The 26,674-nt window shown below is 48.0% G+C and carries 26 protein-coding genes and 2 pseudogenes; 11 read left to right on the top strand and 17 right to left on the bottom strand.

All coding sequences use genetic code 11. The features are described from left to right. Positions 1–123 precede the first annotated feature (123 nt). The 4 genes from ACXAD6_RS07215 to ACXAD6_RS07200 all read left to right on the top strand — a co-directional run bounded on the left by ACXAD6_RS07215 (position 124) and on the right by ACXAD6_RS07200 (position 3,346). Positions 124–690 carry a GNAT family N-acetyltransferase gene (locus tag ACXAD6_RS07215; RefSeq protein ID WP_474970375.1) on the top strand — a complete coding sequence of 189 codons (567 nt, stop codon included), beginning with the start codon at positions 124–126 and terminating at the stop codon, positions 688–690. Continuing rightward, the gene (locus tag ACXAD6_RS07210; protein WP_474968302.1) at positions 687–1,220 is read left to right on the top strand and encodes a hypothetical protein; all 534 of its coding nucleotides are present in this window, start codon (positions 687–689) and stop codon (positions 1,218–1,220) included. The genes ACXAD6_RS07215 and ACXAD6_RS07210 overlap by 4 nt, the downstream gene beginning before the upstream one ends. Before the next feature lie 295 nt (positions 1,221–1,515). Next, entirely contained in the window at positions 1,516–2,892 is a 1,377-nt protein-coding gene (locus ACXAD6_RS07205) for a PepSY-associated TM helix domain-containing protein (RefSeq protein WP_474968301.1), read from the top strand. Further along, positions 2,882–3,346 (top strand): FixH family protein, encoded by a 465-nt coding sequence (locus ACXAD6_RS07200; protein ID WP_474968300.1) that lies wholly within the window; start codon positions 2,882–2,884, stop codon positions 3,344–3,346. The genes ACXAD6_RS07205 and ACXAD6_RS07200 overlap by 11 nt, the downstream gene beginning before the upstream one ends. Before the next feature lie 431 nt (positions 3,347–3,777). On the opposite strand, the gene ACXAD6_RS07195 is transcribed toward ACXAD6_RS07200, so the two are convergent. The 8 genes from ACXAD6_RS07195 to ACXAD6_RS07160 all read right to left on the bottom strand — a co-directional run bounded on the left by ACXAD6_RS07195 (position 3,778) and on the right by ACXAD6_RS07160 (position 10,091). Further along, a complete protein-coding gene (locus tag ACXAD6_RS07195; protein ID WP_474968299.1) occupies positions 3,778–3,978 on the bottom strand; it encodes a hypothetical protein in 201 nt (66 codons plus the stop codon). Positions 3,979–3,991: 13 nt separating this feature from the next. Beyond that, positions 3,992–5,926, bottom strand: a complete 1,935-nt coding sequence (locus ACXAD6_RS07190) for a fructose-1,6-bisphosphatase (RefSeq protein ID WP_474968298.1) — start codon at positions 5,924–5,926, stop codon at positions 3,992–3,994. Between the two features lie 108 nt (positions 5,927–6,034). Continuing rightward, on the bottom strand, positions 6,035–6,229 hold the full coding sequence (locus ACXAD6_RS07185) for a hypothetical protein (RefSeq protein ID WP_474968297.1): 195 nt from the start codon (positions 6,227–6,229) through the stop codon (positions 6,035–6,037). A 284-nt stretch (positions 6,230–6,513) separates the two neighbouring features. Beyond that, entirely contained in the window at positions 6,514–6,957 is a 444-nt protein-coding gene (locus ACXAD6_RS07180) for a cell wall hydrolase (RefSeq protein ID WP_474968296.1), read from the bottom strand. A 124-nt stretch (positions 6,958–7,081) separates the two neighbouring features. Beyond that, positions 7,082–8,035, bottom strand: coding sequence for an alpha/beta hydrolase (locus ACXAD6_RS07175; protein ID WP_474968295.1), 954 nt, complete (start codon positions 8,033–8,035; stop codon positions 7,082–7,084). After that, a complete protein-coding gene (locus ACXAD6_RS07170) occupies positions 8,010–8,648 on the bottom strand; it encodes a GNAT family N-acetyltransferase (protein ID WP_474968294.1) in 639 nt (212 codons plus the stop codon). Before ACXAD6_RS07170 ends, ACXAD6_RS07175 begins: the two co-directional genes overlap by 26 nt. A 111-nt stretch (positions 8,649–8,759) precedes the next feature. Next, positions 8,760–9,686 carry a manganese-dependent inorganic pyrophosphatase gene (locus ACXAD6_RS07165; RefSeq protein WP_474968293.1) on the bottom strand — a complete coding sequence of 309 codons (927 nt, stop codon included), beginning with the start codon at positions 9,684–9,686 and terminating at the stop codon, positions 8,760–8,762. A gap of 54 nt (positions 9,687–9,740) precedes the next feature. Then, entirely contained in the window at positions 9,741–10,091 is a 351-nt protein-coding gene (locus ACXAD6_RS07160) for a hypothetical protein (protein ID WP_474968292.1), read from the bottom strand. Between the two features lie 279 nt (positions 10,092–10,370). Between ACXAD6_RS07160 and glnA the strand changes: the two genes are divergently transcribed. After that, positions 10,371–11,681, top strand: a complete 1,311-nt coding sequence (gene glnA, locus ACXAD6_RS07155; RefSeq protein WP_474968291.1) for a type I glutamate--ammonia ligase — start codon at positions 10,371–10,373, stop codon at positions 11,679–11,681. A gap of 96 nt (positions 11,682–11,777) precedes the next feature. Here glnA and rsgA read toward each other — a convergent pair whose 3' ends face one another. The 3 genes from rsgA to ACXAD6_RS07140 form a co-directional block, all read right to left on the bottom strand. Next, positions 11,778–12,806: a ribosome small subunit-dependent GTPase A gene (rsgA, locus tag ACXAD6_RS07150; RefSeq protein ID WP_474968289.1), complete on the bottom strand. Its 1,029-nt coding sequence runs from the start codon at positions 12,804–12,806 to the stop codon at positions 11,778–11,780. 168 nt (positions 12,807–12,974) lie between these two features. Beyond that, on the bottom strand, positions 12,975–13,754 hold the full coding sequence (locus ACXAD6_RS07145) for an ABC transporter permease (RefSeq protein WP_474968288.1): 780 nt from the start codon (positions 13,752–13,754) through the stop codon (positions 12,975–12,977). Further along, complete coding sequence (locus ACXAD6_RS07140) at positions 13,744–14,703, bottom strand: ATP-binding cassette domain-containing protein (RefSeq protein ID WP_474968287.1); 960 nt, start codon at positions 14,701–14,703, stop codon at positions 13,744–13,746. The genes ACXAD6_RS07145 and ACXAD6_RS07140 overlap by 11 nt, the downstream gene beginning before the upstream one ends. A 192-nt stretch (positions 14,704–14,895) precedes the next feature. Here ACXAD6_RS07140 and ACXAD6_RS07135 point away from each other — a divergent pair, with 192 nt between their 5' ends. After that, complete coding sequence (locus ACXAD6_RS07135) at positions 14,896–15,147, top strand: hypothetical protein (RefSeq protein WP_474968286.1); 252 nt, start codon at positions 14,896–14,898, stop codon at positions 15,145–15,147. 8 nt (positions 15,148–15,155) lie between these two features. Here ACXAD6_RS07135 and ACXAD6_RS07130 read toward each other — a convergent pair whose 3' ends face one another. Then, entirely contained in the window at positions 15,156–15,500 is a 345-nt protein-coding gene (locus ACXAD6_RS07130) for a hypothetical protein (RefSeq protein WP_474968285.1), read from the bottom strand. 175 nt (positions 15,501–15,675) lie between these two features. Between ACXAD6_RS07130 and nfsA the strand changes: the two genes are divergently transcribed. The 3 genes from nfsA to ACXAD6_RS07115 all read left to right on the top strand — a co-directional run bounded on the left by nfsA (position 15,676) and on the right by ACXAD6_RS07115 (position 17,872). Further along, entirely contained in the window at positions 15,676–16,416 is a 741-nt protein-coding gene (gene nfsA, locus ACXAD6_RS07125; protein WP_474968284.1) for an oxygen-insensitive NADPH nitroreductase, read from the top strand. 12 nt (positions 16,417–16,428) lie between these two features. Further along, on the top strand, positions 16,429–17,157 hold the full coding sequence (locus ACXAD6_RS07120; RefSeq protein ID WP_474968283.1) for an NAD-dependent protein deacylase: 729 nt from the start codon (positions 16,429–16,431) through the stop codon (positions 17,155–17,157). A gap of 196 nt (positions 17,158–17,353) precedes the next feature. Beyond that, positions 17,354–17,872, top strand: coding sequence for a substrate-binding domain-containing protein (locus tag ACXAD6_RS07115; RefSeq protein ID WP_474968282.1), 519 nt, complete (start codon positions 17,354–17,356; stop codon positions 17,870–17,872). 62 nt (positions 17,873–17,934) lie between these two features. Here ACXAD6_RS07115 and ACXAD6_RS07110 read toward each other — a convergent pair whose 3' ends face one another. Together ACXAD6_RS07110 and ACXAD6_RS07105 are read right to left on the bottom strand one after the other, a co-directional pair. Next, entirely contained in the window at positions 17,935–19,146 is a 1,212-nt protein-coding gene (locus tag ACXAD6_RS07110) for a cation:proton antiporter (protein WP_474968281.1), read from the bottom strand. A 72-nt stretch (positions 19,147–19,218) separates the two neighbouring features. After that, entirely contained in the window at positions 19,219–21,612 is a 2,394-nt protein-coding gene (locus ACXAD6_RS07105) for a penicillin acylase family protein (RefSeq protein ID WP_474968280.1), read from the bottom strand. A 123-nt stretch (positions 21,613–21,735) separates the two neighbouring features. Here ACXAD6_RS07105 and ACXAD6_RS07100 point away from each other — a divergent pair, with 123 nt between their 5' ends. Both ACXAD6_RS07100 and ACXAD6_RS07095 read left to right on the top strand, forming a co-directional pair. Next, positions 21,736–22,743, top strand: a complete 1,008-nt coding sequence (locus ACXAD6_RS07100) for an aldo/keto reductase (protein ID WP_474968279.1) — start codon at positions 21,736–21,738, stop codon at positions 22,741–22,743. A gap of 571 nt (positions 22,744–23,314) precedes the next feature. Next, complete coding sequence (locus ACXAD6_RS07095) at positions 23,315–23,791, top strand: DUF456 domain-containing protein (RefSeq protein ID WP_474968278.1); 477 nt, start codon at positions 23,315–23,317, stop codon at positions 23,789–23,791. 168 nt (positions 23,792–23,959) lie between these two features. Here ACXAD6_RS07095 and ACXAD6_RS07090 read toward each other — a convergent pair. The 3 genes and pseudogenes from ACXAD6_RS07090 to ACXAD6_RS07080 form a co-directional block, all read right to left on the bottom strand. After that, positions 23,960–24,109, bottom strand: a pseudogene (locus tag ACXAD6_RS07090) (L-lactate permease); the annotation flags it as partial. 2 nt (positions 24,110–24,111) lie between these two features. Further along, positions 24,112–24,245: pseudogene (locus ACXAD6_RS07085) on the bottom strand (FAD-binding oxidoreductase); the annotation flags it as partial. Positions 24,246–24,464: 219 nt separating this feature from the next. Then, on the bottom strand, positions 24,465–26,639 hold the full coding sequence (locus tag ACXAD6_RS07080; RefSeq protein ID WP_474968277.1) for a malate synthase G: 2,175 nt from the start codon (positions 26,637–26,639) through the stop codon (positions 24,465–24,467). Positions 26,640–26,674 lie beyond the last annotated feature (35 nt).

Raw genomic sequence — 26,674 nt, 5'->3', positions numbered from 1 at the left:
TCACCTGCCCTGCTTATGTACGTTTCCTTATTTTAATTCCACACTTCCATTTTTTCAAACAACCCTCTTCAATTATGGTACGATGGAAAAAAGTGTGAACGGAGGGGGATGCGCTTGCAAAAACTGAATAAGGCACTAAAATTGACCAGTCAGCTCGTTACACTACGAAGTATTGAAGAAGAAGATATACCCATTCTTTATCCTTTAATTTATGGAAAAAACGCGGAATGGAAAAAATGGGATGCTCCTTATTATCCTCTGGAGCCTCATACAATGGACAGCTATCGAAGTCATGAGTACGCCAGAAAGCGCAGGCTCGCCCCCGATGAACCCGATTCAAGATTGATCATCGAAGTGAACGGAGTCATCATCGGCACCGTTTCCTATTACTGGGAGCACAAGCCTTCGCTGTGGCTCGAGGTCGGCATCGGGATATACGACCCTGTCTACTGGAACGGCGGCTATGGGTCAGAAGCGCTCAAGCTTTGGATCGGTCATTTATTCGAAAACCTCCCACTGGCCCGGATAGGGCTTACGACGTGGTCGCGGAATGAACGAATGATGCGTGTCGGGGAGAAGCTGGGGATGAAAATTGAAGGAAGGATGCGGAAAGTCCGTATCTATCAGGGTGACTATTATGACTCTATCCGCATGGGGGTTCTTCGGGAAGAGTGGCAGCACCAAACATGAATCGATGGAAACTGATCAGTGCCGTTCTTCTTTTCACAACACTCCTCTCTTCCTATCTGGCATTTGATTTCAGCCGGGCGGATGATGTGGATGAATTTTCAGTGGCCGCCTCTGAATCCATCATTAAAGAACTCCCCTTTATGTTGGAAGATGTAGCGATCAGCTATGAATCCTACCACAACCAGGACTCTGGAGAGGCTGGAGCCCAAATGAAGACGGCCCTTTTGACCAAAAGTCTGCAGCGGTTGACGGGAAACCAACGCCTCTTAAATACGGCCGAGCGTTCAGCCCTGCTTGAAAAGGGATGGTTCAACGAGTACAATAACGCCCTGTTCACTCTGAACGGAATCATCACCCACCATTCCTTCGAACAGGAGACAGATGCAGACAATAAAGCATTGGCGTCTTCCTTACGAACGCTGAAGGAAGAAATCAAAACGTTGGTAAACGACCCTTCTTTTTCCATACAAAACCCATCGCAGCTCGACAAGCTGACCACAACCATCCAGCAGTTTAATGAAAACTACTAAAACGCCGCTCCCTTTAAAGGTCTGAACATGAATACACTCTTAAGCTCTCCTTATGGAGAGCTTTTTTTGTCTGTTCTGTGACTATTTCATGACAAGAATCGCACAATCATCTCGTAATTTTCTTCCTTATCCAATTCTATTTGAAGGGGTTGTCCTTTTTTTATACCCTGATAGATGGAGCTTTTTTCTCCATCCTCAAAATCTATCTATGCATATTGATCCAGTTGGATCGTTCATTCGTAATCTTTATGCCGACTAAAAACCAAACCATCCCAATGTTAAAGGAGCCGGACACATGAGCCATCATCCCCTTCCAGCAGATAAGCAGTCAAAAAAGAAAAAAAGAGCGACCCTCTACCAGACGATATGGAAATGGCACTTTTACGCAGGTATCCTTTTCGCCCCATTTCTTCTGATACTGGCCGTTACAGGAGCTGTTTACCTGTTCAAACCCCAGATTGAAGCTGTTCTTTACAGTGAGTATCATGAGGTAACAGAAACAGGCCAAAAGGTACCAGCATCCGAACAGGTGCAGGCAGCGGAAGCTGAATATCCAGAAGGAACTACTACTGCATTCCGCCCAGGAGAATCTCCCATCCGCTCCAGTGAAGTCAACCTACAGACTGAAGGGGATGGACTTACGGTATTCGTTGATCCCTACTCAGGCGAAACCATGGGAACTTTAAAAGATGAAGACCGCATTATGGATAAAATAGAAGAAATTCACGGAGAGCTGATGGCTGGCACAACGGGCGACAGAATTGTTGAATTAGCCGCGAGCTGGGGTGTTGTGTTAATCGTGACAGGCATATACTTATGGTTTCCCCGGAAAAGGAAAGGCCCCTGGGGTATATGGATTCCGCGTTTCAATAAAGGGAAGAATATTTTCCGGCGGGATCTGCACACGGTTCCTGCCTTCTGGATTTCTGCCGGCATGCTTTTCTTAATAATGACCGGTCTTCCTTGGTCCGGGCTTTGGGGCACCAACTTCCAAAACATGGCCACAAATACTGGGGAAGGCTATCCCCCTTCCGTCTGGACAGGCAGCGCTCCGACCTCGAATATGGAAACAAAGGATATTGCGGAAGTGCCATGGGCCGCAGAAACCCTGGATGTTCCCGTTTCTGCTGTCCAGGGGCTGACGCCTGTTTCCATAAATGATGTGGTTCAAAAAGCGGAACGGCTGGATATTCACCCGACGTATAGTGTTTACTACCCAAGCACCCCGGAAGGCGTGTACACCTTATCCGCTTTTCCACCACGTGCTCAAGATGAAGCAACGGTTCACATCGATCAATATTCCAATGCCGTTCTTGCCAACTATCAGTTTGAAGATTATGGCTGGATCGGAAAGACCGTCGCTCTGGGGATCACCCTTCACAAAGGAACTCAGTTCGGCATAGTCAACCAGCTTCTAAGCCTCTTCATCTGCCTTGGAATTATTCTGGTAGTTGTCAGCGGCGTTTACCTATGGTTGAAAAAGAAGCCCAGTCACAGCATGGGTGCGCCAAGAGAGAGAAAAGAAAGAAGCGTGAAGCCATTCTTCACCTTACTGCTTCTTCTCGGCTTATTCTTTCCACTGGCGGGGTTGTCCCTGCTGGCCGCCCTTCTCATTGATCAGCTGATCATTAGACGAGTGGGAACCTTAAGGAGGTTTTTCCATGAAGCTTAATGGAATATCCATCATCATTGGAGCTTTGCTGTTATTGTCGGGATGTCAGTTGAAGGAAGATGCTGCATCCATGTATAAGGTTACACACCCCCTCCAAGCGGAAATTTCCATACCTCAAGATTTAGTTAAAGGTGGATCAGCTGTTACAACTGTCACCCTCACTCAAGACGGACAGCCGGTAACAGACCCTGATTTCGTACATATCGAATGGACAAATCGGGATGGAACGTCATCTGGAATGAACGCCATGAGCCATCATAAAGAGGGATCATGGCGTTCAGAAAAAAGCTTGGAAACCGAAGGCCTGTACTTTGTAAAGGTTCATGCCTCCAATGAAGGCTCAACCATTTCACCGATGACCCAGGTTGTAGTAGGTGAACTGACTTCTGAAGACATTCAGTATCTTCAAGATCAGGCCCCTGCCGACATGACAACCCATGAAGGACACCATTAAAAAAGGAAGGCTGGTAAACAGCCTTCCTTTTCAGCTTGTAGAGAAACTTTTTTTCTAGTGACTCCAAAGGAACGATCACCAATACTTGGTCATGAATAGGATTTTCCCCACGCAAGCGGCCGTAACGCAGCTTGTCCTGTTCATTTGAAACGACGAAGGAGCGATGCTCAACGTTCTCTTTTATCATAGGGTATAGCTGCATCGGCACGAGGAGCGTTCGGTGGTGACGCCTGCGGGAACAGCGCGAGCGGAAGATCCACTTGGTCAAAAGGGTTTTCTTGACCAAGTTAGCTGAGGCCGTGCCCGCGGCAGGCATCCACCGATAAGCGGAACGTGCCTTCTCAACAGGACATACGGACCACTCTAACTGGATAGGACGAACTTTTTCTACAGACTGAAAGGAAGGCTGGTAAACAGCCTTCCTTTGGTTATCATTTTTTGTCCTTCCATTCCTGGATGAGCAGATCCAGCTTTTCTTCTATGCGGTCCATCCTATCCTTCTTTTTTCTCGATGTAATGAAAAAAGAAACCACACCAACGACAGCAGCGGCGAGAATCAGAAAAAACAAGCCCTGGACAAGCAGGTCTCCTACGAGAATACTCCCTGCCCCGAGTAACCCTGTTTCACTCATTATATCTTCTCCCTTACTTCAAATAACGATCTTTCAACAGCTGCTTCAGGTTATCGATATCTTCCTGAATCTCCTGTCCTACATTCGTTTCCATCACCTTTTTCCGTTCCAGTTCCTTGTCTACGAGGCGTTTCACGGATAATACATCGGTTCCGTCACGAAGAACCTCTTCCTTCGAGTTGAAGTACTGGTGGGCGACGAGCTGCATCCCGTAAGAATTGTAAAGGAGCGTATAACCGGCGATTCCGGTTTTAGGCTGATAGGCTTTTGAAAAACCACCGTCGATGACGACCATTTTCCCGTTGGCCTTGATCGGATTTTCCCCTTCAATCTCCTTTACAGGTGTATGACCGTTAATAATATGACCCTGGTCTGGGTTCATATCAAACTCCTTTAGAATTTTCCTGCAGATCTCTTCATCCTCACGAAGGTAATAATAAGGATTTTTCTTCTCTTTATGAGTCGCCTTGTCACTGATGAAATAACGTTCAAACGTAGTCATGGCCCGTTTCCCGAACAAGGAGGAATGTTCTCCCGTCCATAAATACCACACCATGTCAGTGGCGAGGTCATCGATGGTATTCGGATTTGCGAAGGCCTGACGCAGGAATTTTTCAAATTGATCAAGAAGTTCCCTTCCCGCGTATGTCTGGTTTTCAATCTTCATCTCTTCCATATTTCCATCTTCATCGATAGGTATACACCCGTGGATAAGCAGGTTGCCATTATATTTCAAATAAAGACTGCCTTTTTTCATTAAGAATTTCATATGTCTCGCCAGCTTCTCAGAATGCTGGACAGAAAACAACAGTTTGTCGATGACTTCCTGCTCTTCTGGCAGCAGCCTGGACGGGTCTTCCGGATCAATGGTCGCAAAGCAGGTATTTTCCAACGGATACGTGGTTCCCTGCAGCGTAATCTCCTGCCGCTCATAGTCGACTTTTTCCAGTAGAAGGCGTTCATCCATATTAAAATATGGGCGCCGTTTAATGATTGGACTCTCGAGTTTGAACTGGATCATGGCTATGGCCTGATGGATTTTTGAAATTTGGACAATTTCATCCTCCGACGGCTGGTAACCGGATTGGATTTTCGGCCGGAAAGGCACGTTATCATCATAGTACTTTTCGGCAAGGGTCATCAGCGGACGCAGATTGATGCCGTACATATCTTCAATAATATCGAGGTTATTATAGCGCGCACAAATACGGATGATGTTAGCCAGACATACCTGTGAGCCGGCATATGCGCCGATCCAGAGAACGTCATGGTTCCCCCACTGGATATCAAGGGAATGGTAGTCCATCAACGTTTCCATGATCTTATCCGGCTCCGGGCCACGGTCATAGATATCCCCGACAACATGCAGATGATCGACGACGAGCCGCTGTGTTGTATACGAAAGCCCGATAAGCAGCTGATCAGCCTGATCGAGGGAGATCAGCTGCTGGACGATTTTGTTATAGTAGGATTCCTTATTTGCAAAGTCCTCGGTTTTGTACAGCAGTTCTTCCACAATATAAACAAAAGGCTCTGGAAGGGCTTTGCGGAGCTTGGAGCGTGTGTACTTGGAAGAGGCATAAGAAATCAGCTTGATCATCCGCTCAATCATGACCTCATACCACAGCTCAAGATCCTCCCTGCGGTCGAAGGAATTTTTAATCCGCTGCATTTTTTCTTCAGGATAATAAATCAGCGTAGCGAATTCGTTCAATTCCTGTTCAGATAGAATGCCTTTGTACAAGTCACTGATTTTTTCACGGACTTTGCCTGACCCATTGCGGAGTACGTGCTGAAAGGCCTGGTATTCGCCGTGCAGATCACTGACGAAGTGCTCCGTTCCTTTGGGAAGATTCTGGACAGCTTTCAGATTGATCAGTTCGGTAATCACTTTTTCTTCACTATCGTATTCCTTGGCAAGCAGTTCTAAGTATTTATCCTTTAACACGATGGCTCCTCCTCTCCCGCCAGTTTGGCAGGTTCGAAATCTTTTATAAAAAGTATAGCAGGTTTTCATATGAACCGCGCGCTGAGATTTTCGAAACGATCCGGGGCCCTACCCGATATAATAAATATAAAGAAAGGTTCCGACCCATAAGGCAGCGGCTCCCTGCATAGCCGCATAAAGACCGGTTTCAAACAAGGACAGCTTTCTTTCCTTTTTCGTTTTTCTCAACTGCAGGATGGAAAGCAGACTGCATAGAAGCAGGACAGCGATGGAAAACTCGTACAAGCTCTCTATTGTATTCATTCCTTTCCCCTCCTCGTTCCTTACGGTCGAAGCCGGATTCGTACTCCGGAAGCCTGCAGAAGCGCACTCCGATTGTCTTTCCTAAATGAGTCCTTATCAAACGTTCATGAACTATGGAATAAAAAGGAAAAACTGCCAAATCAGCTTTCATGACCTCTAAAGGAAATATGTAAGGCTGCACCCTGCTTCTATTGTTTCAAAAAAACTCTTGACTGGCAATTCCATCCACCCCTTTGCTATAGAAAAAAGAGACCCGTTCAAGGGCCTCATTGCATGTTTGCTGCTCAACTTCCGATATACACACTGTCACATGACCCAGGAGCCGGCTCATAATAACAGTGCTTCTTGTATTGTCCGGCAAAGGGCTGGCCGTACCATGTGTCTGGACATGGGGCGTAGGGGTTGAAATACCAGAGGGAATATTTAGCCGGATGCTGCCGCCAGTAATCCAGATTCTTTTTTGCCAGTCTTTTTTCTGTAGAACGTGCCCGGTTATAAAACATGTTGCCTTTTTGAACAGCTTCAAACGAATAGTTTCCGCCTTGAACCTGATAAATGACGTCATTGATATTCCGCACATTTCTAAAATCCAGACAATCTGCCTTGGCCCTGTTCACAATGACATTCCCTACATACAACATCCCCTGTTTTCCTTCTCCTACCGCTTCCGCCCTCATCATACGGGCCATCAAGTCAACGTCGGAATTATTATATTGAATTCTCGGCATATCCTCACCTCGACTATTAGTGTATGAAAAAAGCCGCCGGTGATGAATAAACGATGCGGATAAACAAAAGAGGATTTCTCCATGGGATGTGCGAAGCAGTGCCGTGTTCTCCTGGTCCTTCCTGTCAGGATTCGTTTTGATGAATCATGGTTTTGAAAGAAGCAGCTATGTCCCCAAGGGCTTCTTGGGCACGATCCACCGCGCCCGCCATATTGATAAAACTGTGAACGAGATCTTCGAAATGGAGCCTTGATGCCTGGACACCGGACTCCTGCAGCTGTCTGTGATAGGCAGCGGCCTCCTCCCGCAGGGGATCGAAATGGGCTGTAACAAGCAGTGTTTCAGGCAGCCCGCGTTTATTCTTCAGGCGAAGGGGAGAAACTTCTTCTTTTTCTCCCTCTTCCTCCATATGTAAGTAATGATTGAAAAACCATTTCATCTTTTCCGTTGTCAAGTTATAGCGGAAGTCTTCCTGATAGCTGAACGTCGAAAAATTGTAATTAAGGACCGGCGTAATTAACAGCTGCCCTTCAATAGAAACCTCGTGATTATCCCTGAAATATCCAGAAGCGGCTGCGGCCAGATTACCACCGGAGCTTTCTCCCCCTAAATAGACCGGAGCGTCCGGCCATTGCTGCCGGGCCCATAAAACGGAGGCACGTGCATCATCATATGCTGCCGGGAACTTGTGCTCCGGTGCAAGCCTGTATCCGACAGAAACGATGGTGACCTCTGAATGGGAGGAGAGATAACGGCAGACCGAATCAGCGCTGTCAATATCCCCGAACACCCATCCCCCGCCGTGGAAATAGACAAGTACAGGGAGGTCTTCTTTATCTGAAGGCGTATAGATGCGGACAGGAATGTCATGCCCATCGGCAGACAAAACCCTGTCCTCCCTTGTATTCACACCCTGGGCAGGGAGGTCAGGGAAATACGTACGCGCGACTTTGTAGTACTCGCGCGACTGTCGGGCTGTCAACAGATCTAAAGGTGGATGCTGGAGTTGCTGCATTTTCCGGCCGATTTTATGTAATAATTCAAGCACCTGTTCATCTACTTGATGCGTCTTTTCCATATACACCCTCCTTTTCTTCTGAAATCCGGAAGGCAACTTGGATCCCCTGGCTTTTACGGACATGTTCAACCGCCTGCTTCTCTCCTGCTATAAGAACTGCCCGCTTATGTGGGAGTTGAATCCGGTGAAGAACCTTTCCTCCCAGACCCTTCATAATGGGAATAATGATCCGGTTGCGGATATCCGGTTCTCCTATGATCCGTTCTGTACGATAGGTAAAAAACAAAAACTGAATCATGGACTGCAGCAGCTGCCGTCCTGCCTGCTTGTTCAAAAATTTCTCCGGACCTACAAGTACATGCATGCCGAGGTCTCCCGCCTCGTGGTCATAATGGCGGTGAACAGGATCCTCTCCCGCCCAGTAAGCAATGAGATACCCTGCCGGCTCCCCATTCCAGTCTACGAGATAACAGTCTTTATGATCTGCAGTGATGGATGCCCGCACCCACTCTTTAAACGATTCCATCGGAAGATCGAGCTTCCAGAAAGGGGCAATGTGCCTCTGATGCATCCATTCAAACAGCGTATCGGTATCCTTTTCACTCAAGGGCCGGAACGTAAAGGTTTCTGTTTTTTCCTGTTCGGTAATTTTTATGTCCGTGATGGTCAACATGTTCAACCCCTTATTGAAAATGATTATCATTATCGCAAATTATAGAGTTTTCTGCACAGGCTGTCAATGACATAAAAAAACTCCCCTTATGAAAGGGGAGTTCTGTGTTCCTTATCCAAAATACGTAGTAAGCGGTGGTACGACCTGTTTCTTACGGGAAACAACGCCGCTCAAGACCGCCTGGTTTCCATCAAGGGACGTTTCAAAAGCTTCGGCGACAGCTGCTGTTTCACTACCGACAGCAACGACAGTGGAGTTACTTTCAAGAATGTCTGTAACGACAAGCACGAATAAATCCAGTCCTTTTTCAGCCACATTTATATCCATTGCTGCTTCGAGTTCTGCTTTACGGGAAAGGACATCATTCGTATCGACGGTATTCACCTGGGCGATCTCAACTTTCCTGCCCCCCATATCGAATTCCTTGGCATCAAGGGAAATCAATTCTTCCGCTGTTTTATCACTGATATCCGCGCCGGCCTTCAACATGTTCAAGCCGTACTCTTCTGTATCGACACCGGCGGTTTCAGCAAGCTCTTCCGCTGCACGACGGTCTTCTTCCGTGCATGTCGGAGATTTAAATAGAAGGGAATCAGAGATGATAGCTGAAAGCATCAGCCCTGCCATCGGCTTGGAAACCTCCTGTCCTTTCTCCTTATAAAGCTTAAGAAGAATTGTTGCTGTACAACCGACCGGTTCTGCACGGTAGTAAAGCGGGCCTTTCGTTTCGAAATTGGCAATACGGTGGTGGTCAATGACTTCAAGAACCGTAACGTCGTCAATGTCTGCTGCACTCTGCTGCCGCTCGTTGTGATCGACAAGGATCACCTGTTCCACCTCATCAGATACACGCTCGACAAGACGCGGCGCTTCTACGTTAAACTGATCCAGTGCGTATTGTGTTTCCCCGTTCACTTCACCAAGGCGGACAGGTTCCACGTCCTCGCCAAGAGCCTTTTTCAGATCTGCATACACAAGTGCAGACGTAATCGTATCGGTATCCGGGTTTTTATGACCGAAAATAAATGTCTTACTCATTTAAAATCATCCTTTCTATGTAAGTTTGCTTGTCCGATACGATTATAAAATAGATTAACGCCCGCGTCCATTACGGCCTCCATTTTTTGACGGGCCACACTCCTTCAAGACGGAGAGCATTCCATACCCAAGAAGCACCTGCACCATCATACCTGCATAAGGGTCGGCATGAAGAACCTCTGGAAAGATCATGAACCCTGGAAATAAAAAAGGTACATAAAGAAACAGAAAACAGGGTATGACATAGAAGGTAAGCAGAGTAAAGGCCGGCTTTGATAAATGAAAGGAAGAGAAATTCACCGGAAGGGCAAGGATCATCCCCACGGGAATATAGGCGGTCTGCATCATAAGCAGATACCTGTAAATGTGCCCCTCGGATGCCGTTTCCTGAAGCCACGGCTGCATGCCGCTGAGCAGGAACAGGTATAAAAAACAGAAAAAAACCTTCCATAAATGGATGAATTTTATCATGACAGGCCATCCCCTTTCCCTTTAAGTTTATGATTCCCATCTTATTTTCTTGCTTTACACAAGTTTCAGAATATTTTTTTGGGGAATTTCCTAAAAGGGTTTGAGATTACTCTACACTTTATGTTAGAATTCCTTACATAAAGAAAAAAGAGCTACATATCCAAAGTGAAATGGATACAAAACTTACAAATTATAAAGAGAGAGGGTAAATCAATGGGATACACGAAAGAACAGATCATTCATGAAGTAAAGGAAAACAATATTGAATTTCTTATCTTGGAATTCACGGACATGCTTGGGGATACGAAAAACGTAGAACTTCCAGTTGAAGAGCTTGAAATGGTTCTTGAGAATGAAGCAATGTTTGACAGCTCCTCCATTTCCGGATTCTCGGATATTCAGGAAAGTGACATGTATCTCTATCCTGATCTCGACACCTTCCTGCTTCTTCCTTCCCTTGTGGACGAAGATCGCAGTGCACGTTTCATCTGTGACATCTACAAGCCGGACGGAACGCCATTTGAAGGCGATCCACGCTTCATTCTTAAACGTGCGATGCAGGAAGCGGAAGACATGGGCTATACCGTTAACGTTGGTCCTGAACCGGAATTCTTCCTATTCAAACTGGACAACGCCGGCTACCCAATCCGCGAAATGAACGACCGCGGCGGATACTTCGATGCTTCTCCTAAAGATAAAGGAGATAAAGTGCGCCGTGACATCGTGCGTACCCTTAAGAAATACGGATTCGAAATGGAAGCGTCCCACCACGAAGTAGCTATGGGACAACACGAAATCAACTTCCGTTTTGACAGCATGGTGAAAACAGCCGATAACATTCAAACATTCAAAAACGTGGTCAAAGATATCGCCACCAACCATGACTATCATGCAACCTTCATGCCGAAGCCGATTTCCGGTGAAAACGGTTCTGGAATGCACTGTCACCTATCCTTGTTCCAAAACGGAGACAGCGCCTTCTTTGATGAGGATGCTTCTGACGGCATTTCCAAAACAATGAAGCAGTTCATTGCGGGTATTCTTCACCACGCAAGCGGAATCGCTGCGATTACGAACCCGAACGTAAACTCTTACAAGCGTCTTGTACCAGGTTATGAAGCGCCGGTGAGTGTGGCATGGTCCCACTCCAACCGCAGCTGTATGGTCCGAGTACCAACAACCCGTGGAAAAGGAACACGCTTCGAAGTCCGGAACCCGGACCCGACTGCCAACCCTTACTTGACGCTTGCTGTCCTGATCCAGGCGGGTCTTGACGGAATCAAGAAAGAAATGGACGCCGGTGAAGCAGAAAGCCGTAACCTGTATGAAGTCGAGGACGATAGTGTTCCAACACTTCCAACAAACTTGAAAGAAGCGCTTGGCGCCCTTGGGAAAGACGAGCTTCTTCTATCAGCCCTTGGTGATCACACATCCGGTGCCTATATTGAAGAAAAGCGCAAAGAATGGACAGAGTATTCCCTGCAGGTCAGTAAATGGGAAATCGAAAAGTATATGAATAAATAAGAACGACAAAAAGCATCTCCTATCGGGAGATGCTTTCTTATATGGTATCAACAAACGCCCCCTGTTCTCAGGGGGCGTTTGTTGATACCGATGTCTTTATTCTTTGACAGCGTTGGGACCATGCAGCATACGATTCGTCCGATGAGTTCCGTACTGATCCTTCAACTCCAGACGTCTCCGTTCACGCTTCAATTTATAGTAGCTTTTCAACCGGCTCGCTTCCATCTCTCCGCTTTGAATGGCCGCTTTGACCGCACACCCCGGCTCCTCTTCGTGACGGCAGTCCCGAAACCTGCACCCGGCGCTTAAAGCTTCAATATCAGAAAACGTATAATCAAGATTCCCTTCACCGTTTCCCCAGAGCTGAAGCTCCCTCATTCCCGGCGTATCGATCATATAAGAGCCGTCAGGCAGGCGGAACAACTCTCGATGTGTCGTCGTATGACGCCCGCGATCATCTTCTTCCCTGACGGCCTGTGTCTCCTGTACTTCTTGTTCAAGCAGAGCGTTCATTAACGTGGATTTCCCTACCCCCGAAGAACCGATCAAAGAAACGGTCAATCCAGGTGTTAATTCTTGTTTCAATGGCTCCAGCCCTTCTCCAAGAAGGCTGTTCACAGGATACACAGGGACTCCCGGGGCTGCTTGTTCAACCTGAAGCAGCTGTTTATGAAGCGACGCAGATACATCCTTTTTCGTACAAACGATAACTGGACGTGCCCCACTCTCATACACCTGCTCTATATACCGTTCCACTCTTCTCGGATTCATTTCCTGAGTCAAAGCTGTGACGATAAAGACAACGTCCACATTGGCCGCTATCACCTGCTCTTTGTGGGTCTGTCCAGGAGCACTCCGGGATAAGACCGTATTCCTGTTTAATACACGCTGGATTTTCACACGCCTGCTTTGATCACAGGGCTTAATGACAACCCAGTCCCCTACAGCAGGAAAACCGCTGTCTTCAACCGTATGATAGTGGAAGCGTCCGGATACTTCACCGAAGCGCTCCGTTTCATCGTCGGCCACTGTGTAAATGCCGTGGGTGGATGTCGTCACCCTGCCGGCCTTTTCTCCATCCTGCAGCTGTTCTTTAAAGTATGTTGTAAAATCCTTCCGTTTCATTCCATTCCTCCTGAATATGTGGAGGACGCTACGAGTGGTGTCCTCCTCTGTTTTGTTGGATGCTATTTGTTATGAATCGTCTGTTATTTGACATAAACACCACTCCTTGCTTCATTATTATCCTTAGTCTACCATACGAGGAAGGCCAGAATCTCCCTTTTTCCTTAATTATCCACGGGAAACCGCCCGCTTCGCTGAGACTGCCGCAAAAGTAATGGTCAATGTACTGACGATGGTAATGGCGATGACCCCCTGCATCATATCCCAGAAGACCCACCCATCAATCAGAACTGTCCGCATACTCTCAAAAATATAGGTGGTCGGGTTGATGACCGCAGCAATTTTGAGCCACTGCGCGTCAATGAGCTCATAGGGGACGAACGTGGTGCTTAAAAATATAAGAGGAAAAAAGATAAACGTTCCGGCCTGAGCAGCCTGCGCGTTCCCTGTCCGTAAAGCAACACCGGCGGAGTACCCGGCAAAGGCAAGTCCCCATCCGATGGCGATCAGAAGGACAAACAGGACGCCTCCCACGCCTGTCCGGACTTCAAGACCCAGCAAAAAAGCTATCCCGATGATAAGCAGCGTCTGCACAAAAAGCTGGAGCATCCCCGCAATGATCGGACCAAGGACAATCGAAAGACGCGAGGCAGGCGTCAGCAGCAGCCGGGAAAAGAACCCGTTTTCAATATCCTTCACAATACTCTGCCCCGCCCCACCGGCTCCACCAATGGCTGCCGAAACGATGGATACAGGCAGAATGAAAGCTAAGTAGTTGGCTCCCTCAAACGTTGGAAGCTGAGATATCCCGCTCAGCCCTCCTTCATAGACCAATAGAAAAAAAGCGGAAATCATCAGATTGGGAATAAAAGAAAACGGATTTCTTAAGGTCGTTTTCACGTTTCTTCTTGTCATCAGCCACGTATCTCTCCACACATTACTGCTCATAGCTTTTCTTCCCCTCTCCTGTAATCTTCAGGAAAATATCATCCAGGGTCGGAGAGGATAATTGGATATCCTCGACTTCAATATTTTCCCGATCGAGAATACGTGTCACTTCCAACAGTTGTCTCGTCCCTTCCTCAACGTAAATCAAAATCTTTTCCTGTTTTCTAATAACATCCGCATCGATCAGACCGGATTTCAACAAGTGGAGCGTCCTGTCTTCATCTCCTCCATCCACAGGAGTGAGGGCGATAAGGTCACTCCCTATTCGAGCCTTAAGCTCTCTGGGTGTTCCGGAAGCCACGATTTCTCCATCGTTAATGATGCTGATCCGGTCAGCCAGACTGTCGGCTTCCTCCAAATACTGGGTGGTTAAAAAAATGGTCGTTCCCTTGTCTTTATTCAACCGCCTCAACTCCTCCCACACGGCGATACGGTTGGAGGGATCCAACCCTGTTGTCGGCTCATCCAGAAAAAGGATGGCAGGTTCATGTACAAGGGTAAGCGCCAGATCGAGACGCCGGCGCATGCCTCCGGAATACCGTCCGATTCTTCGCTCAGCAGCTTCCGTCAGCTGCACAATATCCAGAAGCTCTTCTGCGCGAATACGCCCCTCCCTTTTACCGAACCCGAAAATCCATGCCTGCAGCTCAAGCATTTCCCGGCCGGTCAGATCCGGATCGACCCCTGTTTCCTGAAGGGCCGCACCTATATGGCGCCTCACCTTTTCCGGTTCCTTGATTACGTCAAAGCCTGCAACAAAAGCCGATCCAGACGTTGCATTCATCAAGGTAGTCAAAATCTGCACAATCGTTGATTTCCCAGCTCCGTTTGAACCGAGAAAGGCGAAGAACTCTCCGTCTTCCACGTTAAAAGAAACATCCTTGACAGCTTGAACCCCGCCTTTTTTAAATGTTTTAGATAAATGATCAACGACAATCTTTCCATTCATCCTTCCAACACCCTCTCTATGTAAAAAAATGTTGTACGAACAAGTTTAAATAAGCAGCAGCACGGGAATACCTATCCATACCTCAAACAACAGAAAAGCGTCAAAACTAGACGTTTTTCACTGTTGAAGCCATTACACTCAGATGATAAACTTTTATAAAATTCAGAAAACAATCAGGAGGTACAAATAATTATGGAAGCTTTATACCTTTATCCATGGGCAGCACCGCTGCTTGTCGGACTAGCCATTCTTTCCCTCATCGGGACCTACTTCAGTTTTAAACAGGAAAAGTATCTACTAATGATGAGCATGGGGATCATCCAGACAATGATCAGCACCTACCTTGTCACTGGTGCCGCTCCCGTCCTGTTCGGTGTCGGACTTACCCAGATATACTTAGGAGTCGTCAATGTAAAAAGGGTGAAAGCTGTAAGACATGAGTAATCATCGTCTTATAGAGCTTTCACCCTTTTTTCGATATACGCGCATAAATCTCCGACGGTCCCAAAAACAGCAAACGGGTTTTCCGGAAGAACATGCGGTGTATAGATGAGTTTCCAATGGACCAGCAGCGATTGAAAGGTATGCAGAAAAAGCAGGCGGTTATCATGATAAATTTCCTGCAGACTGCCCTGGGTGGACATGTATTCAAATGCTGGCTGCTGAAGTTCCGTGACATCCAGATGAATATAATAAAGCACACTCTGATAGACCGCTACGGGGAGCCTTTTATCCGGGATCAGTTCTATTGTTTCCTTCCTTTTTTTAAAAGAATGGAAGCTGTAAAGTTCCGCCACTTTTACCACCTCGTCTTTTTCCTATACCTTAAGATTCTGCACCCCTCTAACGGATTCCTTCTATTCCTGTAAGAATAAAAACAGCCATATCATTACCATTCTCCTGTCGATTTTGTTACCTTAAAGGAAGAAAATGAAAAAGATCCATGTGCAGCACTTTTGAGGAGGCAGGAAAATGAACCAGACGATAGAGACTTTGTTGAACCACCGCTCCATCCGTAAATTCAAAGATGAAAAGTTGACAGACGAACAACTGAACACCATTATTGAAGCAGCCCAGCAGGCTTCCACATCCAGTTACATGATGGCTTACAGCATCATCGGTGTGACGGATGAGGAGAAGAAATCCCAGCTGGCCGAAATTTCGGGCCAGGGTTATGTAAAAAACAACGGACACCTGTTGGTTTTTTGTGCGGACTTATACCGCCATACATTGTACGCCACACCATCTGAGTATGAGCAGATGCTGTCCAACCTGGAAAACAGCGAACATTTTCTCGTGTCCGCCATCGATGCAGCGCTTGCGTCCCAGAATGCCGCCATTGCCGCTGAAGCGATGGGACTGGGCATCTGCTATATTGGAAGCCTTCGGAATCAACTGGATAAAGTTGATGAAATCCTTGACCTGCCTAAGCATGTCCTGCCTTTATTCGGCATGGTCATCGGCGTCCCGGATCACGAGCCCGATCTTAAACCACGCCTGCCAAAACAGGCTGTTTACTTTGAAAACAGCTACAAGCGGGACCACAAAGAGGAGCTTGCTGCTTTTGACAAGGAAATTGCTTCTTATTACGAGGCCCGTCAGACGAACAACCGAAGCGACTCATGGACGGATCAGATGCGGCGTCGTTTCTCAAAACCGATGCGTATGGATGTGACCGGTATCGTGAAGAGAAAAGGATTCAATAAACAGTAAGGAGAGATCCTCATGTCCTATGAAGCAGCAGCCCGCCGGATAAAACGCGCAGAGCGGATCGTCGTTCTCACCGGGGCGGGTGTATCAACGGCAAGCGGAATACCTGATTTCCGCTCCAGTGAAGGATTGTGGACAGAAGATCATGCGCGGGAATACTACATGTCCAGCGATTATTTCCAAAGGCATCCGGATGACTTCTGGAAAAAGTACAAAGCCATCTTCCGTTTAAAGCTTCTGCAGGAGTATCGTCCAAACGACGTCCATCAATTTATTCACGAGCTTGAATCGGAGCGACGTAATGTGTCTGTCATTACCCAGAATGTCGACGGTCTTCACCAGCTCGCTGGCAGCTCATCTGTTCTCGAGTATCACGGAACGTTGAACCAATCGTTCTGCCAGGACTGCGGACGCTCTTATTCGTTGGAAAGTGTGATGGAGAGGATGGTTCCTGTGTGCAGGGAGTGTGGGACGACGCTGAAACCCGGCGTCATGCTGTTCGGGGACCTGATTACAGCTCATGACGAAGCCGAGCGGATCATCAGGGAGGCTGACCTGCTTCTCGTTATGGGAACTTCCCTGCAGGTTACACCATTCAGTCTTCTTCCTTATTTCGCACGGGAACACGGCAGAGCGGCGTCGATCCTGATCAATAATGAACCTACGGACAAGGACAATTGGTTTGATATCGTTCTCCATGAGGATCTTTCCTGTGCCGTCCAACAGCTTCAAGAGCTTCTTTAAAATAGGGACCTGAGAATCGGTGGATGTCTGCTGCAGCCGTCACCACCAATAAGCTGTTCGTGAATACAGCACATTCACACAACAAACAGGCTTTCCTTAAAGCCTATCCAAAGATCCTGACGAGCATAACGTAGAAAAGAAAACGACCAGTTTGCGCTGGTCGTTTTTTTATGAAGATAGGAGCACGGCTGTCTTGGTGGACCAGAGTTCGATACAAGGCCCGGCAAGGAGGACAGACAGGATCGTCCCCATCCCCACCGGTCCGCCGACCCCAGCGGAATGGGAAGAGCTGTACGCTTCGTTTCTATTCCGGGATCACTTTGTCGCTGGGGTTTCCAATGACTCTCCTCTTGCTGATCTGGAGACCGTATCCCTGGAGGAATGCTTGAAGGAGCATCAGATTCTTCCTGCTGAAAACCAGCGGTTCACAAGCCGCTTCCAGTCCCTGGCTGAAGAAATGGGAGGCTCTTACGAAAGCACGGCGGTGCATGAACATGCCCACTCCGGTTTTGTTTCCCAGGGCATGGGAATCGCTTATTTTCCTGAATGGATGGCAAAACATATGGAATACAGAGGCATTACTTTTTTTCCATTGAAGGACGACCCACATGTATCTTGCGGCAGCCTCTCCTTCTGCCTTTCAACGACTCAGGCATGTGTTTGGTACAGGTTCAGTATAAAACCAGTTCGAACCGTTCCGAAAATGCTCATTTAACATGGGGTTATAACTTTTAGACATAAAAAAAGACGCCGGGAAACGGCGTCTTTGTTCGGGACTCAGACAAGACCAAGCTTTTTGATCAGCGGCTTCAATGTCAGCCCTTGGACAATCAATGAAAACAGCACGACTGAGAAGGTTAACAGCAGCACCTGGTCCCTCCCGGAAAAATCCATCGGCAGACTGAGCGCAAGGGCGACAGACAAACTTCCCCGCAGACCGCCCCAGTTGATCAGCAGACGCTCCTTGGCATTCAGTTCCTTGATCCAACCCGTACTGATATAAAGAGCGATCGTCCGGCCGATCAGTACAATCACGACAGCCCCTGCGATATAGGCCCAGTTTTCCGATAGATTGATGTTCCGGATTTCCAGACCGACCATAAGGAAGATCAACGCATTCGCAAGGAGTGTGATCGAATCCCAGAACGTGTTGATGTTCGTTTTTGTCTGCTTGGACATGCCGACTTTCGCCCCGTAATCTCCAAAAACAAACCCTGCTACGACGACAGCGATAACTCCGGATGTATGGAAATGCTCGGCAATGAAATAGCTCCCGAAAAACAAGAGGGCGCTGAAGGCCACCTCGAGCGGATAATCATCAAAGAAACGAATGATCTGCGAGAAGAAAAATCCAAGGGCAAGACCGACAAGCGCCCCCCCAATGGCGAATTTCAGGAACATGAAAACTCCGCTGCCAAGGCCAGACCATCCCATTTCAATGTAGGTAAGCAGATAAATGCTCGCGATTTTGAATAATACGACCGCAATCCCGTCATTGAATAGAGACTCGCCTTCCATAATCGTCGACATCTTCTTAGGTACTCCGAGCGACTTAAAAATGGACAGGACACTGATGGGATCCGTCGCACTCATGAGCGCAGCGAACGTGAAAGCAACAGCCAAAGGAAGGTCCAGGAAGAAATAGGACGCAGTCCCGATACAAATCGCTGAAATGAACGTTCCCATAAAGGCCAGTCCCATGACGGTTTTCTTTTCGGAAAACAAATGATGAAACGGCAGCTTCAACGTTGCATCACCCAGTAAAATCGGCAGAAACAAAGAGATGATCGTCGCTTGGAACACTTCCGATTGTGTGATGTACCGTTCTGCTTCCTCGATCACCGGAAGTTCCGTCAATCCCAGCACAAGACCGACAAGGACGAGCGCGATCGAATCCGGCTCCTTTAACAATTTGGCAATCGCGATAACGGTAATGGAAATCGCTAATAAAATTAAAATCTGGATGAAAACATCATGAAACCCATGCACAACAGGATGCCCCCTTATTAGAAAATGACATCTTTAGTCATTCCCCAAACCCGGATGGACTAAGCATTCATGTTACGGGCTAAGCGTAAGCACTCCGCCTTCCTGTTCATCCAGGCTTGTTACATGATAGTCGCCTTCAACCCAGTCCTCCAGCTGATCATGGTACCAGGCGCTTCGGAAATGCCCGGACTGCCCGGGACCAACGAGATGGTATCCTTTCTGTGACTCGGCCATATCGATGACAAAACGCCAGGAGGCACCGTGATTGACGAGGCCGTTCTCATTAAAACCCGCGGCTCTGACGGTTACCCGGCTTCCACTGACAGGGGAAGGATCGCCTGGATTTAAGAAACGCTCCAGAAAACCAATACTGGATAACGGATGAGTAAATTCCACGGCGTGATACTCTCCCCATTTCCACGCAGAAGGATCTTCCCCATATTCCTCAGCCAATTCCCGAACCGTGGTTTCAAAAGCCGTCGTGATCACCTTTGAACTTCCTCCGGCTTTCTCCATCCATAAAGAATTTCCACCGTCCCTGTCCATTCTCAACAGCTCATCTGTCGTTTGAGCTGAACCTCGGAAAAGACTTTGAATGGACTTGGGAATGGATGATTCATACAATTCGTTTTCGATGCCGGCCATCCAGAGATGGAATAGAAGCGGCTGTGGGAGATTCCGATCATCTTCAAAATTCCATTCTTCCAACAGGGTGACCGCCTGCTTTTCCAAGTTTCCTTCAGCTTCCGTATGTTCCAACAGATAAGGCAGAAATTCTTCAGCCTGCAGGTTTTTGACATCCATCTGCATGTCCTGCATATCAGCCAAAGTTACCGATTCATGATTTTTAAGCATCTCAGCAATTCTGTTATACCGGTAAGGCTGAGCCCAGTTATGACTGATGTGATAAGGATAATCATCGGAAACGACTTTGTTGTTGGCTGTAGCCACAAACCCTTCCTCAGGATTGATGACCGTAGGCAGCTCATCAAAAGGGATATAGCCCTGCCACTCATCCTCTGCTTCCCATCCTCTTAATGGCAGCAGCGCATCATCCGGATTGTCATAAATCGGAATACGGCCGTTCGCTTTATAGGCGATCGTGCCGTCCTTCCCGGCAAAAACAAAATTCTGTGCAGGAGCTAAAAATTTTTCCAGGCCTTTCTCAAACGATTCCCAGTCATCCGCCTGATTGATTTCCAGTATCGCATCAAGCTCTGTCGTTGCATCCAGTGCTGTCCACCGGAGCGACAGGACCGTATCTCCCTCTGCTCCTTCACTGAACTCGCTGATCACAGGACCATGTCTTGTCTCCAGTACATCCATCTGAACATCGCTTCCATCTTTCACCTCAATGGTTTCTTCGATCACATCCGCCTGCTCCCACCGGCCTTCATATAAAAATTCCTCCGGATTATCCGGATTTCTTTTTTCCATGTACAACTGCTGCACATCCGGGCCGACGTTCGTCACCCCCCAGGCTGCCGATTTGTTGTGGCCGAGGATGATTCCCGGGATACCGGCAAAAATGACACCGGAAACCTGGTAATCATCAGCCATTAAATCCATCTGATACCAAATGGACGGGGTGGCCATTCCGAGATGAGGATCATCAGCCAGCATCGGTGAACCGGAAGCCGTCCGGCTGCCACTGACCACCCAGTTGTTACTGCCGTTGAATTCGTGTGGAATAACCGCATGAGCCAGACTTTCTTCCACGTCCAGCCCTTCCGCATCCGCTAGAACGGTTGGAGCTCCTTCCGGATAAGCGGGAAACAATTCATAGGCTTCCTCTTCAGAAAAATTATCCAGAATATAATAGTTGAACGCCTGGCGTTCCCAGTGCCCGCCCAGGTCAAAAGCCATATATTTTCCAATTGTTAATGAATCAAGCGGTGTCCAGGGCTCGGGATCAATGGCCATCATGGCAAATTCGGGTGGGAGCGGCTCTGTTTCCATATAAGCGTTCACTCCGTCTGCGAAAGCCTGCAACAGTTCCATCGTTTCCTCTGGATATACAGCCAGCGATTTCTCCGCCGCCCGTCTAAGTCCCAATGTCCGGAAATACCGGTCCTGTTCAATGGCTGCTTCACCAACCACTTCACTCAACCGGCCGGACGCCTGCCTGCGGGCCAGCTCCATCTGGAACATCCGGTCCTGCGCCTGAACATAGCCCTGGGCCATGAATAAATCATCCAGGCTTTCCGCTTCAATATGAGGCACACCATTTTCGTCACGGAGCACCTCAACCTGTCCGTTTAACCCCTGCAGCGAAACGTCACCTTCTGTTTCAGGAAGGCTCCTCAAAGTGTAAGCGTTTACAAAAATAACGACAGCAATCATTAAAAAAATCGTAATTCCAAGCGTCCAAAATACAGGCCTTTTCCATTTTTTCCGGTGCTTTTGTTTTTCTGTATGAAACTTTCCCGCTGTTTCCACTCCCCCAGCCCCTTTCGTCATTACCATCATTATAACCTGCCATCTGGAAAGTGGATAGGTTCGGCTGGAAAAGTTACAAATGGGTGTGGTTAATTTCTGCAAAAATCGGGTACAGACCATAATGTGTTTGATTGTGGAGGTGAAGAAATAATGGAAAAAGTAAGAATTAGTAATACATCAATGGAAGCCAGCCGCATCGGCCTCGGCACATGGGCCATCGGCGGCTGGATGTGGGGCGGCACAGATGAAAAGGAATCCATCCAAACGATTCATGCCGCTCTCGATCAAGGCATTAACTTAATTGATACAGCCCCTGTATATGGGTTTGGTAAATCAGAGGAAATTGTCGGAGAAGCCGTCCGCCAGTATGGACGCCGCGAAGATCTTCTTTTAGCGACGAAGGTAGCTATGGACTGGAAAGACGAAGAAACGGTCTTCCGTAATGCAAGCAAAGAGCGGATCCACCAGGAAGTGGAAGATTCCCTCCGACGCCTGCAGACGGATTACATCGATATCTATCAGGTGCACTGGCCGGACCCGGTCACACCGATCCATGAGACCGCTGAAGCGCTGGCCTACCTGCATAAGCAGGGAAAAATCCGTGCCATCGGAGTGAGTAATTTCACGCCGGAGCAGATGGATATATTCCGTGAAGCTGCACCGCTTCACACGCTCCAGCCCCCTTACAATTTATTTGAACGTGATATTGAATCCAAAACACTGCCATACGTGCAGGATCATGAGATCACAACGATCTCCTACGGTTCCCTCTGCCGCGGACTCCTTTCCGGGAAAATGTCCACCGATCGGGAGTTTGAAGGCGATGATTTGAGAAACAATGATCCGAAATTCAACCAGCCGCGGTTCAAGCAGTATTTAAACGCTGTACAGGAACTGGAACAGCTTGCTGAGAAACGGTTCGGAAAATCGGTCCTTCAGCTTGCGGTGCGCTGGGTGCTTGATCAGCCCGGCTCCGGTATTGCTCTAATGGGCGGACGTCGTCCGGACCAGCTCAATCCTGTCAAAGGTATCAGTGATTTCCAGATCGACGAGCAGACGATGCATGATATTGATGAGATTTTATTGAAGCATGTCAACGACCCGGTCGGTCCTGAATTCATGGCTCCACCGGACCGCCAGGAACTAGGACTAAAATAAACCTTTAAAGTCGGATGCTTACACAGGTCTGTAAATTTCAGAAATACGACCATTCACATCGTAGGAACGTGACCATATGTCCAGATGGTCACGTTCCGCTTATCGGTGGATGCTTGCCGCGGGCACGGCCTCAGCTAACTCGGGCAGGCGTCACCACCGAACGCTCCTCGTGACCTTACCAAATGATGAGCGGGAAAAGAGGCGGCCTTCTAAATAATAGAAGGCCGCCTTTTTTTTATAGAAAATCTAAGAAATCTTCTGCGGAAAAAGTCTATCGTACACACAACCTCGACAGTTTTTCAAAACCGTCCGTATACAAGCCTATCCACTTGCAAAATATGAAGATTACAGAACCGCTGGAACGACTGAAATCCCTTAGTTAGGGTTGCCAAGACACCTTGGACGCCCGTACGCACAAGGTGATGAGACGGAATTTCCTTAGCTATGGTCCCTTATGAGAGCTCACTTTGCTCTTTCAAACAAAACCTAAGCATTGAAGAAAGAAAAGTTTAGAAACCTTTTTTGTTGTGAATCGTAATAGAAGCGTAGTGTAAATGAGGAGGATGGAACAGTGGAAATTCTAATATGGGTATTCATCATTGCAAGTTTCGTGGCGAGTTTTGCCAGTGTCATATTCCCGATCATTCCAGGACCATTGGTTTTATGGATTGGATTCCTGATCTATTTCTTTTTTGTAGATGGGAACGAACTGTCGGTCTTTTTCTGGATCGGTGCGGTTGTGCTTACGATTCTGCTTATCATATCCGATATCATCGCCAATAGTTATTTTGTGAAACGGTATGGGGGAAGCAAATGGGGCGAGCGGGCAGCGGCCATCGGCGTCATTATCGGCTCGTTTATTATCCCGCCATTTGGGATCTTAGTCGTCCCTTTTGTCCTTGTCATCATTGTAGAACTTGTTCAAAAGAGGGAAAGCCAGGATGCCTTCAAGGCCGCTATCGGCTCTTTATTCGGCTTCCTTAGTGGTACCGCGGCTAAAATTGTCATCACACTAATCATGGTCATCTGGTTCTTCATCGATATTTAAAAACACGCCCGGGATGCAGCCTGCATCCCGGGCGTAGTTTTATTTAGCTGCACGTGCGTTTTTCTGGTTCCGAAGCCGGCTTTCCGGAAGCCGTTTATGATGGGTGGCGATTACATAGACGGCCGCGGTCATAATCATGGCGGCTAATATAGAGCCAAGATTGAAGATCCCTTTTTCAGCCGTCCAGACGATGGCCAGTCCAACCAATCCGCCAATCATAGAGGGAAATTCAGTTCCGAGAAGGTTTGCAACGATGGTATACGGAATGGTCATGGCAAAAGCAGCAAATAATGCAAACTTCCAGACACGGATGCCTTCAACAGTTTATTCATATCATAACCGGCAACATTTTTTACGACCTTCCACCTGTACGGATGATCCGTCCATCAGGATAGACCACACGCAGTCCGATGACGAGATCACGCCCGGATCCGTAGGCTAACCGCTTCGTGCCTCCGGATTCAACAGCCACGTGCAGCCCTTCCTTATGGGCCTGTGTCAGCAGTTCCCTGATTCCTTCCTCCGTTACGGGTTCATGAAGCAGGCTTCCTCTATTTCCATAGATATCCTTAAGCTTTACATGTTCCTGAGTGTCCATCAGGCTCCTCCCTTCTGGTTTCCCACCAGGCCCTGCCGGAAAGAGAACAGGAGCCGGAATTCCGGCTCCCTTTTCTTAATGGCTGGCATATTGTTTCTGTTTCGCTTCGCGGCGTCGTCTATGAAGAATCGGTTCGGTATAGCCGTTCGGCTGTTCTTTTCCTTTGAACACAAGATCACAAGCCGCCTGGAAGGCCACGCTTTGCTCATAGTTATGGGACATCGCTTTGTACTCAGGGTCATCCGCATTCTGTTCGTCCACGACCTTCGCCATCCGCTTCAATGTTTCCATGACCTGATCTTCCTGGACGATACCATGGTGGAGCCAGTTCGCCATATGCTGGCTGGAAATCCGAAGCGTCGCCCGGTCTTCCATCAATTCAACGTCGTCGATGTTCGGTACTTTCGAACATCCGACGCCATGCTCGACCCACCGGACGACATAGCCGAGAATTCCCTGGGCATTGTTATCCAGTTCATGCTGGATATCCGCTTCCCTCCAGTCTCTGTCCTTTGATACAGGAACCTTCAGAATGTCCTGCTGAAGAACGGCAGGGTCCCCGGAAATTTCTTTTTGTACATCGGCTGTATCTACTTCATGATAGTGAAGGGCATGAAGAGTTGCAGCTGTCGGGGAAGGCACCCATGCGGTGTTCGCTCCCGCCTTCAGCTGGCCGTCCTTCACAGCCATCATCTCTGCCATTCGATCCGGCATAGCCCACATTCCTTTTCCAATCTGCGCGCGGCCTCGAAATCCGGCATGGACGCCGACAAGGACATTCGATTTTTCATAGCCCTGCAGCCACGGCGAATCTTTCATATCATTTTTGCGGATGACAGGTCCCGCTTCCATAGATGTGTGGATTTCATCGCCGGTCCGGTCAAGAAATCCGGTATTAATAAATGCGATGCGCTCCTTCACTTCATTGATACAGGCCTTCAAATTCAAGGTTGTGCGCCGTTCTTCATCCATGACGCCGATTTTCAATGTGTTTTTTTCATAGCCAAGCAGCTGCTCTGTCCGGTTGAACAACTCGTTGGCGAACGCCACTTCCTTGGAGCCATGCATCTTCGGTTTTACAATATACACAGACCCTTTGGCGGAGTTTTGATACGGCCCATTTTTCAACAAATCATGTTTCGCCAGCAGTCCGGTGACAACGGTATCGAGGATTCCTTCCGGCACTTCCTCCCCGTTCTGATCAAGAACCGCATCGGTCGTCATGAGATGCCCGACATTCCTTGCAAACATAAGAGAGCGCCCGGATAGAATCAGGGAACTTCCGTCCGGCGTCGTATACGTCCGGTCCGGGTTCAGCTCTCTCTTGATCTCACGGTCTCCCTTTTGAAAAGTGACAGAAAGACCGCCTTTTAACAGACCGAGGTAATTTTGATAGACTTCGACCTTATCGTCCGCATCAACGGCCGTCACGGAGTCTTCAAAATCCATAATCGTCGTCACTGCTGATTCCACAAGCACATCTTTCACACCAGCCTTGTCCGTCTGACCGATCGGATGATTACGGTTGATTTGAATCTCGACATGGAGACCATTGTTGACAAGCAGCACACCCGCCGGTGCATCTGGTCCTCCAGTGAATCCAGCCAGCTGCTCCGGATATTTCAGCTCCGTCGGTTCTGCTGACGTTTTCACTTGCAAACGGCCGTCAAATATCCTGTAACCTTCGACGTCTTCATGTGAGCCTTCAGCAAGTGGGAATGTCCGATCAAGAAACGATTTTGCATAGGTGATGACTTTTTCGCCGCGTATGGGATTGTAGTCCCCTTTAGGTTCGGCTCCATCTGCTTCACTGATCACATCCGTCCCATATAACGCATCATACAAGCTTCCCCACCGGGCATTGGCAGCATTGATGGCATATCGGGCATTGTTTACAGGCACCACAAGCTGAGGACCTGCCTGACGGGAGATTTCATCGTCAATATTTTCTGTGGAAATGGAATAGTCCCCGACTTCCGGCTCGATGTAATCCAGTTCCTTTAAAAACGACGTATAGGCCTCTTTGTTGGATAGATCATGGTTGAGATGCCAATCATCGATTTTTTCCTGCATCTCATCACGGATTTGCAGCAGCTGCTTATTTTTTGGAGTGAGGTCGTCCAGGATGGCTTCAAGACCGGACCAGAAGTCATCACTGGAGATGCCGCTTTCCGGCACCGCCTGTTTATTAATAAATTCATACAGCACAGGAGCGACCTGAATGTTTCCCACTTTCACATAGTCCTGCATTCTTTATTCCTCCTTCATAAATGGAAAGAACATCC

The organism is Halobacillus sp. ABH2_015, assembly GCF_056158945.1.
Note: the sequence above shows the minus strand (reverse complement) of the source record. Positions and strands in the feature narration are given on the sequence as shown.

Coding starts and splice junctions, on each gene's coding strand:
- ACXAD6_RS07120 (WP_474968283.1), top strand. CDS start 16,429: ATGTCCTATGAAGCAGCAGCCCGCCGGATAAAACGCGCAGAGCGGATC.
- ACXAD6_RS07160 (WP_474968292.1), bottom strand. CDS start 10,091: ATGCAGCCGTGGCTTCAGGAAACGGCATCCGAGGGGCACATTTACAGG.
- ACXAD6_RS07210 (WP_474968302.1), top strand. CDS start 687: ATGAATCGATGGAAACTGATCAGTGCCGTTCTTCTTTTCACAACACTC.
- ACXAD6_RS07135 (WP_474968286.1), top strand. CDS start 14,896: ATGGAAGCTTTATACCTTTATCCATGGGCAGCACCGCTGCTTGTCGGA.
- ACXAD6_RS07145 (WP_474968288.1), bottom strand. CDS start 13,754: ATGAGCAGTAATGTGTGGAGAGATACGTGGCTGATGACAAGAAGAAAC.
- nfsA (WP_474968284.1), top strand. CDS start 15,676: ATGAACCAGACGATAGAGACTTTGTTGAACCACCGCTCCATCCGTAAA.
- rsgA (WP_474968289.1), bottom strand. CDS start 12,806: ATGAAACGGAAGGATTTTACAACATACTTTAAAGAACAGCTGCAGGAT.
- ACXAD6_RS07185 (WP_474968297.1), bottom strand. CDS start 6,229: ATGAATACAATAGAGAGCTTGTACGAGTTTTCCATCGCTGTCCTGCTT.
- ACXAD6_RS07105 (WP_474968280.1), bottom strand. CDS start 21,612: ATGGTAATGACGAAAGGGGCTGGGGGAGTGGAAACAGCGGGAAAGTTT.
- ACXAD6_RS07205 (WP_474968301.1), top strand. CDS start 1,516: ATGAGCCATCATCCCCTTCCAGCAGATAAGCAGTCAAAAAAGAAAAAA.
- ACXAD6_RS07100 (WP_474968279.1), top strand. CDS start 21,736: ATGGAAAAAGTAAGAATTAGTAATACATCAATGGAAGCCAGCCGCATC.
- ACXAD6_RS07195 (WP_474968299.1), bottom strand. CDS start 3,978: ATGAGTGAAACAGGGTTACTCGGGGCAGGGAGTATTCTCGTAGGAGAC.
- ACXAD6_RS07180 (WP_474968296.1), bottom strand. CDS start 6,957: ATGCCGAGAATTCAATATAATAATTCCGACGTTGACTTGATGGCCCGT.
- ACXAD6_RS07170 (WP_474968294.1), bottom strand. CDS start 8,648: ATGTTGACCATCACGGACATAAAAATTACCGAACAGGAAAAAACAGAA.
- ACXAD6_RS07175 (WP_474968295.1), bottom strand. CDS start 8,035: ATGGAAAAGACGCATCAAGTAGATGAACAGGTGCTTGAATTATTACAT.
- ACXAD6_RS07165 (WP_474968293.1), bottom strand. CDS start 9,686: ATGAGTAAGACATTTATTTTCGGTCATAAAAACCCGGATACCGATACG.
- ACXAD6_RS07200 (WP_474968300.1), top strand. CDS start 2,882: ATGAAGCTTAATGGAATATCCATCATCATTGGAGCTTTGCTGTTATTG.
- ACXAD6_RS07140 (WP_474968287.1), bottom strand. CDS start 14,703: ATGAATGGAAAGATTGTCGTTGATCATTTATCTAAAACATTTAAAAAA.
- ACXAD6_RS07080 (WP_474968277.1), bottom strand. CDS start 26,639: ATGCAGGACTATGTGAAAGTGGGAAACATTCAGGTCGCTCCTGTGCTG.
- glnA (WP_474968291.1), top strand. CDS start 10,371: ATGGGATACACGAAAGAACAGATCATTCATGAAGTAAAGGAAAACAAT.